The 16,011-nt window shown below is 62.7% G+C and carries 16 protein-coding genes and 1 tRNA gene; 5 read left to right on the top strand and 12 right to left on the bottom strand.

What is annotated here, in order from left to right; translation table 11 throughout:
• Window positions 1-58 precede the first annotated feature (58 nt).
• The 6 genes from G6N30_RS00500 to G6N30_RS00475 form a co-directional block, all read right to left on the bottom strand.
• Window positions 59-862 (bottom strand): SDR family NAD(P)-dependent oxidoreductase, encoded by an 804-nt coding sequence (locus tag G6N30_RS00500; RefSeq protein ID WP_134055694.1) that lies wholly within the window; start codon window positions 860-862, stop codon window positions 59-61.
• Window positions 863-991: 129 nt separating this feature from the next.
• The gene (locus G6N30_RS00495) at window positions 992-1,930 is read right to left on the bottom strand and encodes a R2-like ligand-binding oxidase (protein ID WP_134055696.1); all 939 of its coding nucleotides are present in this window, start codon (window positions 1,928-1,930) and stop codon (window positions 992-994) included.
• Window positions 1,927-2,616, bottom strand: coding sequence for a TetR/AcrR family transcriptional regulator (locus tag G6N30_RS00490; RefSeq protein WP_134055698.1), 690 nt, complete (start codon window positions 2,614-2,616; stop codon window positions 1,927-1,929). Before G6N30_RS00490 ends, G6N30_RS00495 begins: the two co-directional genes overlap by 4 nt.
• Before the next feature lie 382 nt (window positions 2,617-2,998).
• Window positions 2,999-3,394, bottom strand: coding sequence for a nitroreductase family deazaflavin-dependent oxidoreductase (locus G6N30_RS00485; RefSeq protein ID WP_134055700.1), 396 nt, complete (start codon window positions 3,392-3,394; stop codon window positions 2,999-3,001).
• A gap of 115 nt (window positions 3,395-3,509) precedes the next feature.
• Window positions 3,510-3,583: transfer RNA gene (locus G6N30_RS00480), tRNA-Leu, on the bottom strand.
• Window positions 3,584-3,603: 20 nt separating this feature from the next.
• Window positions 3,604-4,815, bottom strand: a complete 1,212-nt coding sequence (locus tag G6N30_RS00475) for a tyrosine-type recombinase/integrase (RefSeq protein ID WP_134055702.1) — start codon at window positions 4,813-4,815, stop codon at window positions 3,604-3,606.
• A 202-nt stretch (window positions 4,816-5,017) separates the two neighbouring features.
• Here G6N30_RS00475 and G6N30_RS00470 point away from each other — a divergent pair, with 202 nt between their 5' ends.
• Both G6N30_RS00470 and G6N30_RS00465 read left to right on the top strand, forming a co-directional pair.
• Entirely contained in the window at window positions 5,018-5,215 is a 198-nt protein-coding gene (locus G6N30_RS00470) for a helix-turn-helix transcriptional regulator (protein ID WP_011856752.1), read from the top strand.
• A gap of 187 nt (window positions 5,216-5,402) precedes the next feature.
• Window positions 5,403-6,926, top strand: a complete 1,524-nt coding sequence (locus tag G6N30_RS00465; RefSeq protein WP_234880200.1) for an AICE element replication initiation protein — start codon at window positions 5,403-5,405, stop codon at window positions 6,924-6,926.
• Between the two features lie 130 nt (window positions 6,927-7,056).
• Here G6N30_RS00465 and G6N30_RS00460 read toward each other — a convergent pair whose 3' ends face one another.
• Together G6N30_RS00460 and G6N30_RS27080 are read right to left on the bottom strand one after the other, a co-directional pair.
• The gene (locus G6N30_RS00460) at window positions 7,057-7,197 is read right to left on the bottom strand and encodes a hypothetical protein (RefSeq protein ID WP_156448508.1); all 141 of its coding nucleotides are present in this window, start codon (window positions 7,195-7,197) and stop codon (window positions 7,057-7,059) included.
• 898 nt (window positions 7,198-8,095) lie between these two features.
• A complete protein-coding gene (locus tag G6N30_RS27080; RefSeq protein ID WP_234788706.1) occupies window positions 8,096-9,028 on the bottom strand; it encodes an EspK C-terminal domain-containing protein in 933 nt (310 codons plus the stop codon).
• A gap of 1,053 nt (window positions 9,029-10,081) precedes the next feature.
• Here G6N30_RS27080 and G6N30_RS27075 point away from each other — a divergent pair.
• Window positions 10,082-10,258, top strand: a complete 177-nt coding sequence (locus G6N30_RS27075) for a hypothetical protein (protein ID WP_234880201.1) — start codon at window positions 10,082-10,084, stop codon at window positions 10,256-10,258.
• A gap of 185 nt (window positions 10,259-10,443) precedes the next feature.
• Here the strand turns inward: G6N30_RS27075 and G6N30_RS00450 are convergent, their stop codons facing one another.
• The 4 genes from G6N30_RS00450 to G6N30_RS00435 all read right to left on the bottom strand — a co-directional run bounded on the left by G6N30_RS00450 (window position 10,444) and on the right by G6N30_RS00435 (window position 13,509).
• Window positions 10,444-10,962, bottom strand: a complete 519-nt coding sequence (locus G6N30_RS00450; RefSeq protein WP_232100374.1) for a hypothetical protein — start codon at window positions 10,960-10,962, stop codon at window positions 10,444-10,446.
• 2 nt (window positions 10,963-10,964) lie between these two features.
• Window positions 10,965-11,261, bottom strand: coding sequence for a hypothetical protein (locus G6N30_RS00445; protein WP_011856758.1), 297 nt, complete (start codon window positions 11,259-11,261; stop codon window positions 10,965-10,967).
• A gap of 288 nt (window positions 11,262-11,549) precedes the next feature.
• Window positions 11,550-12,422 carry a hypothetical protein gene (locus G6N30_RS00440; RefSeq protein ID WP_134055706.1) on the bottom strand — a complete coding sequence of 291 codons (873 nt, stop codon included), beginning with the start codon at window positions 12,420-12,422 and terminating at the stop codon, window positions 11,550-11,552.
• 166 nt (window positions 12,423-12,588) lie between these two features.
• Window positions 12,589-13,509 carry a class I SAM-dependent methyltransferase gene (locus G6N30_RS00435; protein WP_234880202.1) on the bottom strand — a complete coding sequence of 307 codons (921 nt, stop codon included), beginning with the start codon at window positions 13,507-13,509 and terminating at the stop codon, window positions 12,589-12,591.
• 402 nt (window positions 13,510-13,911) lie between these two features.
• Here G6N30_RS00435 and G6N30_RS00430 point away from each other — a divergent pair, with 402 nt between their 5' ends.
• Window positions 13,912-14,874: an AAA family ATPase gene (locus G6N30_RS00430; RefSeq protein ID WP_064280684.1), complete on the top strand. Its 963-nt coding sequence runs from the start codon at window positions 13,912-13,914 to the stop codon at window positions 14,872-14,874.
• A 234-nt stretch (window positions 14,875-15,108) separates the two neighbouring features.
• Complete coding sequence (locus G6N30_RS27070) at window positions 15,109-15,993, top strand: hypothetical protein (protein WP_134055708.1); 885 nt, start codon at window positions 15,109-15,111, stop codon at window positions 15,991-15,993.
• Window positions 15,994-16,011 lie beyond the last annotated feature (18 nt).

Below are 16,011 nucleotides of genomic sequence, written 5' to 3'. Positions count from 1 at the left end.
CAGTCACACGCTAGCCGGGCCGCGGGCGTCGTCGCGCAGGTTTGGGCGGCGCTGCGCGCTAGGGGCCGCCCAGACCGAGCAACTCGGTGACCTGGTGATCGCGTCCGGCCAGGTAGCCGCCGTCCACCGCGATCGCCTGTCCGCTGACGAAGCTCGCGTCAGCGGAGAGGAGGAAGGCGGCGACGGCGGCCACCTCGGCCGCCCGGCCGAACCGTCGCAGCTTGTGCTCGTGGCGTAGGCCCTCGCGCGGTTCCTCCATGCCGGGCATGCCCACGACAGAGTCGAACAGCGGTGTCTCGATGAAGCCGGGACAGATGGCGTTGACCCGAATCCCGCTCGGCCCGTATCCGATTGCGGCATTCTTGGTCAAGAGCACGACGCCGCCCTTCGATGCGTTGTAGGAGCTTCCGCCGGCAGTGCCCTCCAGCCCCTCGATGCTCGACAGGTTGACGATGGCGCCGCGCTCGCCGTCGACGCGGTCCTGCTGCATCATCTGGCCCAGCGCGGCGCGATTGACGACGAAGGTGCCCTTCAGGTTGATGTCGACCACGCGGTCCCATTCGTCGTCAGGCAACAGGTGGATGGGTCCGCCACCGGCCACCCCCGCGGAGTGCACCACACCGTCGAGACGCCCCGCCCCGGACACGACGGCGACCACCGCGTCATCGACGGCCTGACCGTCCACGATGTCGGCGGAGCGGTAGACGTATCGCTCGGCGGTGCGATCGGCCTCGCGATCGGCCTTGGCGAGGTCCACGCCCACCACGTAGGCTCCTTCGTCCAGGAGCCGCTGCACCGTGGCCTGGCCGATCCCCGACGCCGCCCCGGTCACCAGGACACCCTTGCCGTCAAACCTGTTCACACGCCACCCGTTTGGCGACCGCAGACGGCGAAAGTTCTGCCGCTGACATTGACCATCCAGTGGGCCCAGTATGTATCGTCAGCCGCCGTATCCAGTGAGAATTGCTCGACTGGCTCGGCGAGCGTGAGGTCAGGCGGACGTGGCCAGCACTCGACTGTCCTCGGCGGCGAAGGTGTCCTCCAACTGCAACGGTGAGTAGTCGACGTCGATCTCTGCCAGGGCGCGGCCGCGAGCGCTGCTGATGGTGCCGAACCGGCGCATGCCCTTGTCGGCGGCGTACTGCTGGAACTCCTCCTTCGCGAAGCCGAAAGGAATTTCGTCGTACAGCGCGAACGAATCGTCGGTGTTGCTGAGCGCGAGAGGGATGAGCTCGTTCATCCGGTTCTCGAACACGTCCCAGTTCGCGTCGTCGGCCGCGACGTGCCGTCGGCAGGTGAAGGTGCCCCACGCCATGTGCCGACGCTCGTCGTCACCGATGCGGCGGACCAGCTCCTGCATACCCGGCAACACTTTGCGGTCTACGCAAATCCGATGCCAGGCATAGTATCCCGTCAACGCCATCATGCCTTCGATGACGTGATTGTACGTCGCCGAGGCGCGCACCTGGGCCGCCGGCGACGGGTCGGCGACCAGGGCGTCCAGCGATGCCGGCAGTTCCTCGTAGAACATCTGTCGGTAGGACGGCAGATCGTCGAGGTAGCCCTGCAGGTCGTCGGTCATGCCGACGGCGTCGAGCCACATGCGGAACACCTGGGTGTGTTTCGCCTCCTCGAAGGCGAACTGCGTCAGGTACATCTCGTCACCGAGTCGGCCCTCGGCGCGCATCGCGGCCATGAACGGCTGGATGTCCTGGGTGACCGCTTCCTCACCGGCGATGAACTGGGCGCACAGGCGAGTGGCCCAGTCCCGCTCCAGGTTCGACAGCGATTCCCAGTCAGCGCGGTCTCGGGAGAAATCGATGTCGGCGGGGTCCCAGAACTTGGCGTTGCCGCCGGCGAAGAGCTTCAGCGGCATGCTGTCCCAATTCAGCCCGCCGGCGGCGAGCGAGTCAGAGCGTGTCCTGGTCATGGTGTTACCTCCTGGGCGGACGTTTCCGGTGAGGGCTGCACCGGGACGGGTTGAAAGGCCGCCGCCAGCACGGCGACGTATCGGCGCACAGCCAAGGCCGGCTGTTCGGGCGACAGTTCTTCGAGCCCGAGGATCGGGTCGAGGCCGCGCACGTAGGGCGCCAGTGCGAGGTGGGGCAGGATCATCAGCAGCAGCGAGAGCAGGGTGTCGGTGTCTGCGTCGTACCGCAGATCGCCGCGGGCAGCCGCGTCGCGAACCAGTGGCCGCAGCACTTCGAGGTAGTGGCGGTGAACAACGGCGCGCACACTGACCCGCGCGTCGGTCTCGACCTCGAAACTCGCTGCGGCGTGCAGTGATCGCTCTCTGGGGTGTTCGGCGAAGTAGGCGACCCATGCGTCGAGGAGGTCGACGAGGAAGGGGAAGAACGGCCTGCTCGGGTCGAGTTCGCGGATCTGCGTCTCCATGTACGAGCGCACGCGCTGACTCGCCACGTCGGTGATGAACGCGTACAGGTCGCGTTTGTCGGCGAAGTACTGGAAGAGGCTGCCCTTGGCGACGCCCGCGCGCCGAGCGATGACGTTGAGGCTGCCGTGCGAGAAGCCGTGCGCGGCGAACTCCGCTTCCGCGGCTGCCACCACCGCTGCCCGGCGCTCGCCATCGAGTCGGGCCCATGTCACCGTCGGCATCCAGCCTCCACGTCGCTTATGACCACTGGTCATATTACTGTGACCCAGCGCACAGTCAAGGGGGTGAGTGGACGACGTGCAGCTCGACTGGCGATGCTGCGGTGGTCGACCAGCTCGCGGTTGCGGTCGCCCTGACCGCCTACTGTGTCGTCGCGCCGCTATTCAAAGAACCCGCTATCGGCACAGCTACGGGGCGGCGTTCGATGCCTACGCGCGCACGGCCCCCTAATGGCTTCTCCTGCTCCGGAGTAAGAGCGCAAGTTGGCTACGCGCGTCGGTCGGCGTTATCAGCCCGGCCCCTGCAGCTCCCCAGTCGGACTCGAACCGACACTGGGCAAAGATGAGCCGCTTCTTCGGCTCTCAGTCCGGTGCGGTACCGAGGTCAACCCGCCGAGCCCACATTCGTTAGCAGCACGGCTGCCTCGTTATAGGGAAACGCTCGGTAGAGGAGGCGAGAACGCGGTATGACGAGGGCCGCGGCTTCGGCCTTGCTCACCACCCGTGGGTCGCCGAGCGTGACAGCTCGTCCACACTTGCGTAACACCGTCGGTCCGCCGGCCAGCACGTTCTTTAACCAGTCCGTCTGCAGGCCGTAGCCGATAAGAATGGCGTAGCCATCATGGGTCTTGAACACCACAAGAGGCGTCCGATATCGCTTACCCGACTTCCGCCCGACATGCTCGAGCGTCCCGAGGTTCGGAAGCCACGGTGTGATCGCGCGAGCCGCCGGATTGGTGACTCGCTTGTTGAACTCTGCGATTCGGCGAGGCACGCGCATTCTCGGAGTCTAGGTATCGGTCGAAATTCCACGCTCACGCGGTGCTGACGCAGGGAGCTTTCAACGACTGTTCGAATGTTCGAGCCGCAATCGCGCCTTCCTGCAGAAACTGCGGTGCCCCCAGTCGGACTCGAACCGACACTTGGCGGATTTTAAGTCCGCTGCCTCTGCCAATTGGGCTATGGGGGCGTTGCAGTTCAGAGCCTAATTTAGGCCCTTTCCGCCTCGTCACGATGCTCTGAATACCGCAGTAACACCGCAGTGCTGTCGATAGCCTTCCCCAGGGCGTCCGCCACACCGCTCAAATCGTCGTTGAGAAGATGGCCGTAGCGGTCGAGCGTCATCGCGGCGGTCGCGTGCCCAAGCAGTCTCTGCACGACCTTGACGTTAGCGCCTGCACTGATCGCCAGTGACGCCGTGGTGTGTCTCAGCCCGTGCGGTACCAGCCCGTCGATGCCGATATCAGCACACGCGTTGTCGAACGCCCAGCGGTATTCGCCAAGTGGAAGGAACCCGCCCTTTCGGCTGGGAAAGACCAGCGCGTTGGGGTCGGCGGGCAGCTCGGCCTTGAGCTTTTTCCAAACCGGTTCGGGCACAGGCACGTGACGATCCCGCTTCGTCTTAGTCGTTGACTCCACGATGCCCTTACCGGTGACGGCTGTTGCGGACGAGCGCACCGTCAGCATCCGATCCCCCACATGCCGGCGGCGCAACGCAACGGCTTCGCCGAACCTCAGTCCGCAGTACCCGAGAACGAGCGTCAGCGTCTCGAACCGATCAGCAGCCTTCGCCAGCATTAGCAGCTCGGCATGGGTCAGATAGCGCCGCTCACGCTCGCCTTGCTCGGGAAGATCTTCGTCCCGCTTGATCTCGAACGCGACGTTCTTCGCCACCTTGCCAGTCCGTTGGGCGTACTTCAGGACAGCGCCTACCAGCTGATGAGCTTGGGTGATCCGACTTGCCGACAGGCCGGTTCCGCGTTGCCCGCCGTCGACTGACAGCGCCCCTAGCCACGTTGAATATGATTCATAATTAATTCTTTTCAGCTGAACACTTTCCCACTTCGGCAGCACCACAGTGTCGAGCAACGAGCGATATCCGGCAACGGTTTTCGGCTTGCGGTGCTGTTTGGTGGCGAACCACTGCTCGGCCACCGATCCGAAAGTCTCCGCACTCTTCCGCGGATCGACATACTCGCCGCGCTGCACATCGGCGGTCAGCCCATTTAGGTAGGCCTGCGCATCCGGCTTACGCTGGAAACTCTTGGTGCGCTCGGCTCCACTGGCGTCAACCCACCTGACACGCCATCGCGACACCTTGCCATATACCGCAGACCGCTCAGTGCGCATCGCGCCGTCCGGCGCCTTGACTCGTTTGTGCCAGCGGTCGTCAATTCCCGCTCGCTCGTTTCGAGTCGTCATACGCTGAAAGTACCGCAGTACTCCGCTCCCCTCATCCGCTTCGTTGTCCGGAGGCCGGACCATGAGCCCGCCGAAGACGTCACGACCCCCGAGTCATTGAAAGGCTTTTCTTCAAGCGAATGTGGCTGTGGTCGTGGACAGACCGTCAAGTCACCAGTCACTGTTGGCTCAGGCGAACCGACCATAGCTGAGGAGTAATTTGATGGATTTGCTAGGAGCGAAGGAAGTTTCGGACATCACTGGAGTTCCGATGGGGACGCTGAGGTACTGGCGGCATTCGAATATTGGCCCGGCGAGTTTCACCTTGGGACGCCGAGTCGTTTATCGGAGGGCCGAGGTATTGCGCTGGATATCGGAGCGAGAGAGCGCAACCCGCCGCGGAGGCGGCGACGCCGCTTAGTGCCTGCGCACGAAAAAGACCTCGGGGACTAGCCGAGGCCTTCGTTCGAACCACCCGATCACGCCACACGGAAGTTCCTCATGAGAATAGCGCAGCATGCCGATAATCGACAGCACCACGGGCAGGAAATCCCTTGAGCGGCAGGGGGGAGGGGGACAAGAAGTCAGTCGCGGCACGCTTAGTCGATATGGCCCGGGAACGCTATGTTCTCGGAGTCTCCAAGGACGGCGAACCATTTGGCGCCGAACGCAGTCGACCCCACCTCGCGATACTCCTGCGTGGTGGGAGGGCTGGCCTACGGGCAGATCTCGCCGCTCGCTACTTCACCGAGACCGGTGCGGTCGCCGGGGGCCAAGCACTTACCGACGCCACACTGATTTTGGAAGGTCTGGCGGCCACGCAGGCACCCGACAAGTTGAACCTACGCGTTGCCGACCACCACGGGACGATCTACATCGACACTGGAGATCCAAACGGTCAAGTAATCAAAGTCTGCGACGGAAGGTGGTCGATGGCTCCCACTGCGCCGGTGCGGTTCCTCCGAAATACGAAGCTGACGGGGGCGATGCCGGCACCAAGCCCCCGCGGGGATGTGACGAAGCTCTGGGAGTTCGTCAATGTCGCCGTTGAGGACCGCCCAGTTCTTCTCGCGTTCCTAGTAGCTGCTTTGGTTCAGTGCGACGTCCCGCATCCGGTACTAGCCCTGTTTGGCGAGCAAGGTAGCGCTAAAACGACATCGACACGGAGCTTGGTCGAACTCATCGATCCTTCGCCCGCCCCCTTTCGTCAGGCGCCGCGGGACGCGGACTCATGGGCGGTTGCCGCTTCTGGATCGTGGGTCGTTGCTCTGGACAACCTGTCGGCCATCCCGCCGTGGCTGTCGGACTCGTTATGCCGCGCTGCGACAGGCGACGCCATGGTGAAACGGTCTCTATATACCGATGCCGATCTGGCTGTCATCAAGTTTCGTCGATGCGTGATTATCAACGGAATCGACGTCGGCGCCATCCGACCCGATCTGGCAGAGCGGCTAGCGATCGTCGAGCTGCGACGCATCGACCCCAGAATGCGACAGTCAGAGGCCGAGATGCGACAGCGGTGGGAAACAGCTCTACCAGGTATTTTTGGCGGACTACTTGACTTGGCTGCCTCCGTTCACCATCGGTTGGAGACCATCACAGTTGAGGACTCGCCCAGGATGGCGGACTTCTGTCGCACGCTGGCGGCCGTGGACGAGATCTTGTCGACTAATGGCGTACGCCGGTACATGTCGCGCGCCAATCAGTTGTCTGAGGACAGTTTGTCCGTCGACCCGTTTATCGAACAGCTTCGCTCGCGGACATTAGAACCTGCTGTTGGTCAATCCGGCAGTGATTTGCTGATGCTGCTCACACCGGTCAACGACGACTGGCAACGACCGAGGGACTGGCCGAAGAACGGTCGCGACGTTTCTGGGCTGCTGCGTAGGCACGCACCCGCTCTACGCAACCTCGGATGGGTGATCGAAGATGATGGCGCGCGCAACCGCAGGAACGTACTGCTGTGGACAATCTATCCGCCGTACAAAGATGTTGTGGCTCAGCGAGCCTCGCAACCCTCGCGTCTCTCGCTTACGCAGATCAGCGAGAACGCGAACTTCGACCGGAGTCAGCAGAAAGTTTTGAATGCCGACGCGAAGGCTGGCGAGGGTCGCACGGCGGCAGCGTCTTGACCGTGCGCTGTGGTGCAGGAAAACAGGTGCCCAGATAGTTGATCGCATACCGTTTCATCCGGTCTGATGATGCGTCAACACCGGCGAAGCGTCGACATGTGGCAGCTCGCCTCGGTGGGGTGGCTGGGTCCTAGAGCTCATCCTGAATCGGCAGCAGCAGGGCGATGGCGTGACCATCCTCCGCCCGGATTTCGAATGAATCCCCTCGTTCGACGCTCAAGAGCACTTCGTCGAAGTTCTCTAGGAGGTCCTGCATTGCAATGATCTTCACGATTGGTCCAAGAGTATGAGGTCACCGGTTACATGCCCGAGAGCAGTGAAGCACCGTGAGGCCAAAGACTGCCGCAGGCGCCACTCTGGCATTTGCGTCGGTCTTGTATCAGCCGGCGGAGCAGGTCAGGGCGTGGGAGGGCACCAAACTTCCTGGACTGCTCTGCAATCCGCGACAGCTTGCGGGTCTACGACCTCGATGTCGCGAAGCACGGAATCACAATCACCCAAGGAGCACCCATGGTCGGTCAGTGCCTTCATCCAACTCACCAGCACGGTCATTGAACGAGTTCCATCCTCGGAAGATCCGGTAGCCCACGCACGACCAAACGTGGCGGCCGCACTGTCGAGAAACGCTCTGTGCACCACTCGATATGCTTTGTCGAACTCCGATCGAGCCATCCAACCGTAGGCAACTAGTTGCGGCACACCGATTTCGCGTTCGATGATGCTTGGGCTCGCAAGGCGAAGGGCAGCGCTCCACTGTTCACGAGCGGTAGCCGGGTATCCGGGTGGCGAAGTGGGCTGAAGCATCAGCAGGTACCGACCGCCTTCCGAGTAATCGGCCCGTCGCCAATCTGGGTCTCGCCCGGGCACCGCTATAGCCGGGGGCGCATGCAGGGTCGTGCGGTCCCAGGTCGGCGGCGGAGGCTGTAGCGAAGCAATTGCGCACACTCTTTTTAGTGCTGAGCTGAGCTGTCTCAGCCTGTTCGCGTAGTCCAGCAGGGGATAACTCTTTAGTGAGGTGTAGTTGCCGCACAGCTCAACCCCAGTTTGCACGTGGAACTCGCGCGTCCAGGCACATGCTTGATCGACGACGTTCGCCAGATACGTATGCTGCCGCGCGAGCTCGGCGCGCCAAGCTTCACCATCTACCTCCTGAGGGAGCGAATCCATTATCAGGATGAACCGCCTGCAGCGTCGAAAATTGCAGTGATCCAGCCGGTTCCCCGACTGTCGAGGTAGGCATGTGCTGCGGCGTAGATCATGTCTTCCAGCGGCAGGTCCGCCTGCATTGCCCCGCAGTTGTCGTCAGCTATCCACCCCAGGACCACCTCAAGCGCCCGGCAAATAAGCCATTGCCCCCTGTACTCTGCACAGACGGTGTCAGTGCGTTCATCTTCCCAACCCGGCTGCACCATTCCGATGCTGAACCATTGCTGCTGAACCGCTTCGGCGAAACGGGCGCGATCCGAAGCGTCTACTCTGCCGTCAGCTGCAGCCGGCCACACCGAGTCGAAGTTCGGCGGAATTCGGGGGCCACCGTCGGCGACGATCGCAAGGCGCGCGTCGGAAACGATTGCTTCCGTGACCAGTTTGGCGGCTCGCTGGGTAAGCCCTCTGGCACGAAGTTGCGCTACACGCTCGAAAAGGTCGGGGTACTCCCGCTCCAATCGGTGCGGAGTATTCGCGTTGGCGATAGCGTCACGTTTTCCGATTGAGGCGGGCATGGACATACCGGAGCAGGTGGCCCATTCAGTGCCCCAGCGTTGCGCGGCAGTCATGAGCGCTGTTACGTCCGACCAGGTGGTCGCTGCAGCGGCTAAGCGCCAGCCAGCCGGCTCCGCGGCCTTGACTTCTGCGAAGGCGATCAGTGTCGCAGCCGGATCGAGATTTCCGATCCATCGGCTACGAAAGCCCTCTCCAATAGCTTGGTCAGACCAGAGCATCCGCACGCCCTTAGGGACCACAATCCCCGCGGGGACGTAACCCGCACCGTGATGTGTCAGCGCCACAACATGCCGATCGCCAGCCGCTGAATACATCAGGCCGACGGCCCACAGTGCGAAGGTTCGGCAGGATTCGGTGGCGTACAACAGTTCCCACGCCAACCATTTAACCGTCTGTAGATCACTCGACTCGTTGCGCCGCCGTTCCAAGTCCCGGGCCGCCGCGGCCGCTACCCGGGACGGCAGCGTCGCGGCGGGAGTTGTCAACGCTGCCGTCGCGACCGATGCGCCGGCAGGCGCCATTGAGGTGTGAGCGCCGCCAATCAATGGGACAGCACCGGCGGCCGGTGGAATTGCGGCCGGAACTGAAGGCGGCGGACCCAGCGGCCCCGGGGGCAGCAAGGGTGCTGAAACCGCTGGATAGGGATTAGTACTCGACACTACCTGCGGCCCGGCAATAGACGCTGGCACGGCACCCGTGGTCGCTCCTATTAACGGATGCCAGATTCCACTCGGAGATGCCGCCGGCTGCGCCGGCGTCGCAGTGGCTACGACAGCAGGGAAGCTGGTCGTCTGAGCGCCGGTGACCGATGACAGCGGCGCAAGACCACTTGCAGGCATGACCCCTTGCAGCGCGACAGCAGGAGACGGCGATGCAGATACTGCCGGTCGTACCAAACCCGACTGCGACATTCCTCCAGTGCCCGATCCCGATAGCGGAGATGCTGAACTTCCGAACGCGGCCAACGAGCCGATGGATGAGGAACGTCCTGGTCCGGCGAGGCCTACCCCACTGCTTCCGATGTCACCAACCGCGGCTACGGACGCAGGACTGGCGCTCTGCGCCGGGGGGTGCGGTGACAGCGATGAAGAACCAGGGGTAGGCCCGGTGCTGACCCGCGGCGCAGTGTTACCAGACCTGGATTCGGCATCAGACGGGTCTGGCACCGAAAGACGAGGCTGCGTATCACCGGTCTCCACTGCTGCCTCGGGTGGACGCTCAGGCGATTCGTCGGATCGCTTATCGGTCGACCGATCGTCATCGCCGGTACTAAACGGATCGCCATTCGGGGGTCCCTCCGGCAGAGGCGTAAATCCCTGGACGAATTGCACAGTTAGAGCGCGGATCTCATCGGCTGCCCCTACTGCGATTCCTCGCGCCCGCGCAGCAGCACTGGTGATGATGTTGATAGCGGTGGGACTTCTGCTCGGCACGTGTACCAGTTGTTGATGTGCCTCAGCATCAATCGTGTCAATCATCAGCTCAGCACTCTTCTGGATCGCCGCAACACTCTGCATCAGATCAGCGGCAGCCTTATCCGCGTCGGCCTTATCGTCGGCCCGAACCTGAATACGCCTGTAGGCAGCGTGCATTGCTTCGAAACCATTTGAATGCGCCACCCCGACAACCTGCAAGCCATGCAAGGCGACCCGGTGAGCATCTGCTGCAGCCGCAGTCGCCATCGCCAGACGACGTTGAGCAGCAGCCCGTCCTTCAGATTGCTCGCGGGTGACCGGCCATACATCGGGCGCCACGATGAAGCGTGAATAGCTACGAGCGGGTGGTGAAGCGGTCATTAGCCGACCCCCGTTGCTTCGCAGGCACTTTCAGCGGCCCGCAGGGCACTCGAGTACTGATCAACCATGTCGTTGGAAATGGAGGCGGGTTCACGGCGCAAATCTGCGTCGACCACAGCCACGATCGACCGCCGGACATCAGCGAGGGCATCAACAATTTCTCGTGGTGCGCCTGGACCTAGCCGGGTGGCCATATAGTTCAACTCCGCACCCACCGCGCTGAAGTAGTAGCCCTGCACCCCCAGGCTTTCTGATGACTCCCAGTCATTGGCCCGGTCGACGCGATCGATGAAGGCGCCACGCGCAATCCCAACACCGCTCTTGAAGTTCCTCAGGCCAACACACGCCTCAATTGCTGCGTCGTGCTTTTCTGAGGGCTCCGCAGCAGACGTGGACGAGGTCGACGGCCTTATCGCGTTTTCAGACTGCCCACGTGGGAAGATATTGAGACTCACAGCGAGTGACATGATGGCAACCACGGTGCTAACGACCGCGAGGTAGAACGCCAGCTTGCTCACAGTCACTCCACCACGGATCGAAGCTGTGTCGCGTTCAGTTCATCAACGACAACAAGGGAATTAACTGCTGCGGCTGCTGCAGTGCTCAATGCTTCAACCCGCAGAAGAAGCCCCGCCGCGTGACCCTGCTGGGCAGCGATAGAAGTGAAGTCTGCGAGGCCGGCTGCGGCGTCGATGATGGACAGCCTGCCGCTAGCGATTGGACCAGCCGGTTCAACAGACGCGGCGTCTGAACCGGCCACGCCAGCTGCCGCAATTCCGCCCCACGCGGTGGCCGGCTGCAGATCTAGACGCTCCATGACTTCATAAACTACCGCTTGGCACAGACACTTCGCCACAGCTGAGCACACATTCGTTCAGCGTATAGTCCCAGTTCAGTGGGCTGATCTGCACTTTCAAGCAAACAGGACACTGCCAGCCGCGTCATGTCCAGAACGTTTGATTCCAACCGAACTCTCATATGTCAGGATCAGTCACGCTGGGATTGATGCCGCCGCCTGTTTGCATGGCCAGCCATGCCCCATCAAGTGAAGGCGGAACACGACATGCTTCGCATCTGACGGGGTAGCGCCGAGCCAGGGTACGCGTTAACTCCTATTTGGATAGACCACTTTGCCGAGTTCTCGGGCGGCCTCAAATGTGCTGCGGTCCAACTCTTTACGCCGTGCCCGCTCAGCCACACTCGACAATAGTATCTTCATGGCGTCCGCGTTTTGGAGCGCGAATTCTACCGCGTCGCATGCGGAACGAATTACCGGAGCGGTGGCACCGTGTTGTTGCGTACTCGATGCACTTCGGACGGCAGCACGAGGAACCTCGACGATGCGAATCGGTTCTCCGTGCCGCTGTGCTGCTGTACGCGCCGCCGAGGCGTCTCTGCGGCACGTGTCAGAGCAATAGCGACGCGGACGCCCCCGCCGGGAAGTGACTTCGGGATCCAGCATGACCGCATCGCAACGGACGCACCGATTCGGATCGGATGTCGGGTAGTTGTCCGCTGCGATCGGTTGATGATGGTCAACGCCAACTGCGCTATGGCTCCCCAAACTTGCGCCGTTTGCGCTTAGAGCCGCGGCGTTTCGAGACTCCGTTGCACGCTGCGTGCCGCCCGCGTCAGCACGCGCTCTGCGAAGGACATTTTGGAGGTCGCGAACCTCGACCTCCGCGAGAGTAGCGATCGACGCGATCGTCTGACCGCGTTCCCTCATCCGCCCGGTAACCGTTTGCAGGTTGACGAAGTGACTCACACGCTTGCGGGCTGCGTCCATGCGCACGTTTTCATTCACTTGATCGAGGCGCACAGTCTCCCAAGCGTCAACGGCGCGCAGCCGCTGGAGCAGCACACGAACCGAGGCGGCATCGTCTACGTTGGCACGTTCAAGGTTCGCGCGTTTCTCGTTCGCCCTGCGCTGCGCTTCCACCGCACGCTTGCGCGCCCGCAACTTCTCACTTCCGCTCATAGACGCAAACGTAGGCCGGGCCGCGCGCTATCGTCCACCACCACAGCCACATTCGCGAGCAACTAGGGCTGGCTGCTCGGAATCTCCGAACTGCCTACGATGCCACCGCGCCATCTACGCAGGGAGAGTCGGTTACTACACCAGTCAGCGGCAAGCCGATTAACCGTCAGTCGTCGACGGTTGTTTCGACCTCACGGCGGCTTATGTAGTTGCCGCGCGCCGCGCGCCTCTCTGCGTCGGCGACGTCAGCGTTGAACGTGGCGGCGAACTCTGTGTACTTGACGTCGAGCAGGCGCTCGTCAGGCGGCGCGGGTTGCACGGCGGCTGGAATTGTGAGGGCGTAGTAGGCGTAGCGGCTGTCGAGACGGTTTTCCGGCACCAAGGTGATTAGCCGTGGGGTGAGGCCGCACTCTGCCGCCAGGTTCCAAAACTCTTCGATGGTGAAGGTGGTGGTCGATGCGAAATTTCGGTCGTAGGCTGTCCCGGCGAAGCCGCGGGTCCGACGATCGCTGGTGTGGTACTTGATTTGGACCAGCGCCGTGCCTCCGGGGGCCAACACGGTGCGGGCGATTTTAAGGATGGCCCGTACCGCGTTCGCGCCCGTCGTTAGCTCGATCACGTATAGACACAGGAAGACATCGCAGCTGCCCGCCAATCCGACGGTGGCTTGTTCGGGGCAGGCGAGGTCGATGCGCCGTGTCTCGACGGGTGTCGTGCACGTTGCGCGGACTTGTCGGACGCATTCGTCGAGGTTTTCTTGGGAGATGTCGGCGGCGATGAAGCGCTGCGCATGGGGGGCGAAAGCCACGGCGTTTGCCCCGCCGCCGGCGCCCCACTCCATCACCGTGTTCGGGCTGGGCGAATTAAGGGCTCGGGCGAAGGTTTCATAGATCTTCCAGTGGTCGTCACCAACCTCCAGCCAGGCTTGATCGCCGATTCCGTTGCGCCAGTGTGAATTCGCTTCCCAGGCCGATCCTGTGGGCGCAGACCAGTAGCGGGCGGCTTGCCCGGCGATCCGGTTCCGGAATCGCCGCCTTCCCGCTGCTGCCAGCGCTGCTGCCAGGATTCGCTCGCCTCGCACTGCCACGTCGATACCTCCGGTCAAGGACTTGTTTCCGGTTGGGCTGACAGTAACCGGCCTTCCCTGGACGTGGCCGCCTTCGACGCCGGACCGACCCCGCATTAGTCGCCGCCCTCTAGGACGCGATGATCAGCCCGCCGATTGGAACGGGTGTCGCGTCCACACCAATCAGCTAGTCAACCAGCGCCGACCATCGCTAGCGGCACACCACTGCGCTTCCAGAGACACCTCCGGGCAGCTTGTGGGCCAGCCAGCGCGCGGCCGGTGGCCGAGCGGGCAAGGAATCCTCGGACAGCTATCTGGAGGCTGTTGGCGCTGCTAGAGAGCACCACATTGTGCGGCGCTGAACCCGCGGTGGTGCGCGCATCTGCAATGATCGAGCGAGCGGCATTGTGCAAGGAGGGGGCCATGGCGAGGTCTGACCTGGTGATTGATCTGGTCGAGGCGCAGCAGCGTGGCGACGTCGCCCGCTTTCGCATGCTGGTGGAGGCGATCATCGCCGAGGAGCGCAACAATCAGCACCATCTTGTGGCTGATCGTCTGTCCGAATTGATCACCACTGCCGGTGCTCGCAGCCTGCTCGCCCGTGATGACACCGCCCGCCAGGTCGCTGATCTGGTCACCGAAATTGTGCCTAAACGGCGATTGTCAGAGGTGCATCTGGCGCCTGCCGTCACGGCGGCGGTGAACGAGATCATCGAGGAGCATCACCGTAGCGAGCTTCTCCGCAGCCACGGCCTGGAACCGCGTAACCGCATCCTTTTGGAAGGTCCGCCTGGTAACGGTAAAACCTCGCTTGCTGAAGTGTTGGCAGCGGAGTTGATGGTGCCGTTCTACGCCGTGCGTTACGAGGGAGTTGTATCTAGCTTTCTTGGAGAGACAACGAGTCGAATCGATCACGTTTTCGAGTTCGCAAGGACTCGGCGCTGCGTGCTCTTTTTCGACGAGTTCGACACCATCGCCAAGGAGCGCTCCGACGCGCACGAAACCGGCGAGATCAAGCGCGTCGTTTCGACGCTGCTCCTACAGATCGATCGCTTGCCCTCCCACGTCGTCGCCGTCTGCGCGACCAACCATGGCGAACTGCTCGACCGCGCGGCATGGCGCCGCTTTCAGGTGCGGTTAGCACTGCATCCCCCGTCTCGCATACAGGCCACGACTTTTCTCGAGCAGCTGCGTATGCGGCTCGGCGGGAACCTCGGTATGGCGCCGCGCACCCTCGCCGACAAGCTTGCCGGTGCCAGCTACGCCGACATTGAGGAGTTTGCGCTGGATGTCATGCGGCGCTATGTGTTGTCGCTACCCGATGGCCGTATCGAGGATGTGGTGCGCGAACAGCTCAAGCAGCGCAACGCCATGAGGCAGATGTGACCTCTGTCCTTCGGCGCCCCGCCCGGTGACGCGCGTAGTCCCGTCGACAATCTGAGCCAGTTCCGGACGCGAACAGCGGCGTGCGCTACTGCCGCATCGGCGAGGTCTCAAGAGAAGCCGGTGTTGGTTATCGCCAAACGGCGGTGGTTGAGACTCGCAGACGAAGGGTCGCATCGATCCATCTACGTAGGACGGCAGTAGTTGATGACGAATGAATCTCGGTCGGGTTGAGATGTGGCCTCGTGCAGCCGGTGTCTAGGGTGGCGCTGTCATCCTTGTTCGGTGGCGCCTAGGACAGCGAAGAAGACCGACAGCCGGTTAGCGGCTCGGCTTGCCGCGCTCGCCTCACTAGGCGCTTCTGTCATCCACTTCGCCGTCGTTCCCACGCACTGGCAGGAATGGATGCCAGCGGGCCTGTTTTTTACGGCAATCGCGCTGTTCCAACTGTTGTGGGCGCGGCTAGTACTCACCCGTACCACCACCCCGGTGCTAGCTCTTGGCATCATGGTCAACCTTGCCGTTATTGCGCTTTGGTCCGTGTCGAGAACCGCGGGAGCGCCGCTCGGGCCCCACGCCGGTCAAGCCGAACTGATCCAAGCCGCGGACCTATGCGCGTTGCTGCTTCAGATCTATGTCGTCATGGGCGCTGGCTGGGTCTGGCACCGCGGCCTTCAAGGAGAACCGGTGCCCGCCGTCGGCAGTGCCATGGTGCTCCTGGGCGCGATTGGGATCGTCACGTTGGCGTCCACGGTGGGCGCTGCCTCTGGTCTACGGCACGGCCACCACGCCCCAGCCGGCGCGGAAGCAGGGGCTCATCACCACGGATCTGGTGCAGAGCAGACTGACGACCATCACAGCCATCCTGAACCATCCCCTGCAGCGCCCGCTGGGGAGCCCGCCTCCGATGACCACGGAACCAGTGCAGAACACGTCGACGACCATCACAATCACGACCCGGAGCCGACGTCTCCCCCGCCTGCCGTCCGCCCAGTCGAAGCTCCTGCGCCCGCCCCTGGCTCTGGAGGTTCGTCTGAGCCGTCTACGCAAACGCCCACCAGCGAGCCGCTTCCTGCAGCAACGCCGCTAGACGACCACCAAGACCACGACCATGTGCATTGACCTACGCATGTGTGGCCA

Source organism: Mycolicibacterium litorale, assembly GCF_010731695.1.
Taxonomy (GTDB): domain Bacteria; phylum Actinomycetota; class Actinomycetes; order Mycobacteriales; family Mycobacteriaceae; genus Mycobacterium; species Mycobacterium litorale.
The sequence above is the reverse complement of the archived record's forward strand: the minus strand, read 5'-3'. Positions and strand labels throughout refer to the sequence as shown.

Bases quoted from the DNA above. Each gene is read 5' to 3' on its own strand.
- G6N30_RS00495 (WP_134055696.1), bottom strand. From the start codon at position 1,930: ATGACCAGGACACGCTCTGACTCGCTCGCCGCCGGCGGGCTGAATTGG.
- G6N30_RS00490 (WP_134055698.1), bottom strand. From the start codon at position 2,616: ATGCCGACGGTGACATGGGCCCGACTCGATGGCGAGCGCCGGGCAGCG.
- G6N30_RS00485 (WP_134055700.1), bottom strand. From the start codon at position 3,394: ATGCGCGTGCCTCGCCGAATCGCAGAGTTCAACAAGCGAGTCACCAAT.
- G6N30_RS00475 (WP_134055702.1), bottom strand. From the start codon at position 4,815: ATGACGACTCGAAACGAGCGAGCGGGAATTGACGACCGCTGGCACAAA.
- G6N30_RS00470 (WP_011856752.1), top strand. From the start codon at position 5,018: ATGGATTTGCTAGGAGCGAAGGAAGTTTCGGACATCACTGGAGTTCCG.
- G6N30_RS00465 (WP_234880200.1), top strand. From the start codon at position 5,403: ATGGCCCGGGAACGCTATGTTCTCGGAGTCTCCAAGGACGGCGAACCA.
- G6N30_RS00445 (WP_011856758.1), bottom strand. From the start codon at position 11,261: ATGGAGCGTCTAGATCTGCAGCCGGCCACCGCGTGGGGCGGAATTGCG.
- G6N30_RS00440 (WP_134055706.1), bottom strand. From the start codon at position 12,422: ATGAGCGGAAGTGAGAAGTTGCGGGCGCGCAAGCGTGCGGTGGAAGCG.
- G6N30_RS00430 (WP_064280684.1), top strand. From the start codon at position 13,912: ATGGCGAGGTCTGACCTGGTGATTGATCTGGTCGAGGCGCAGCAGCGT.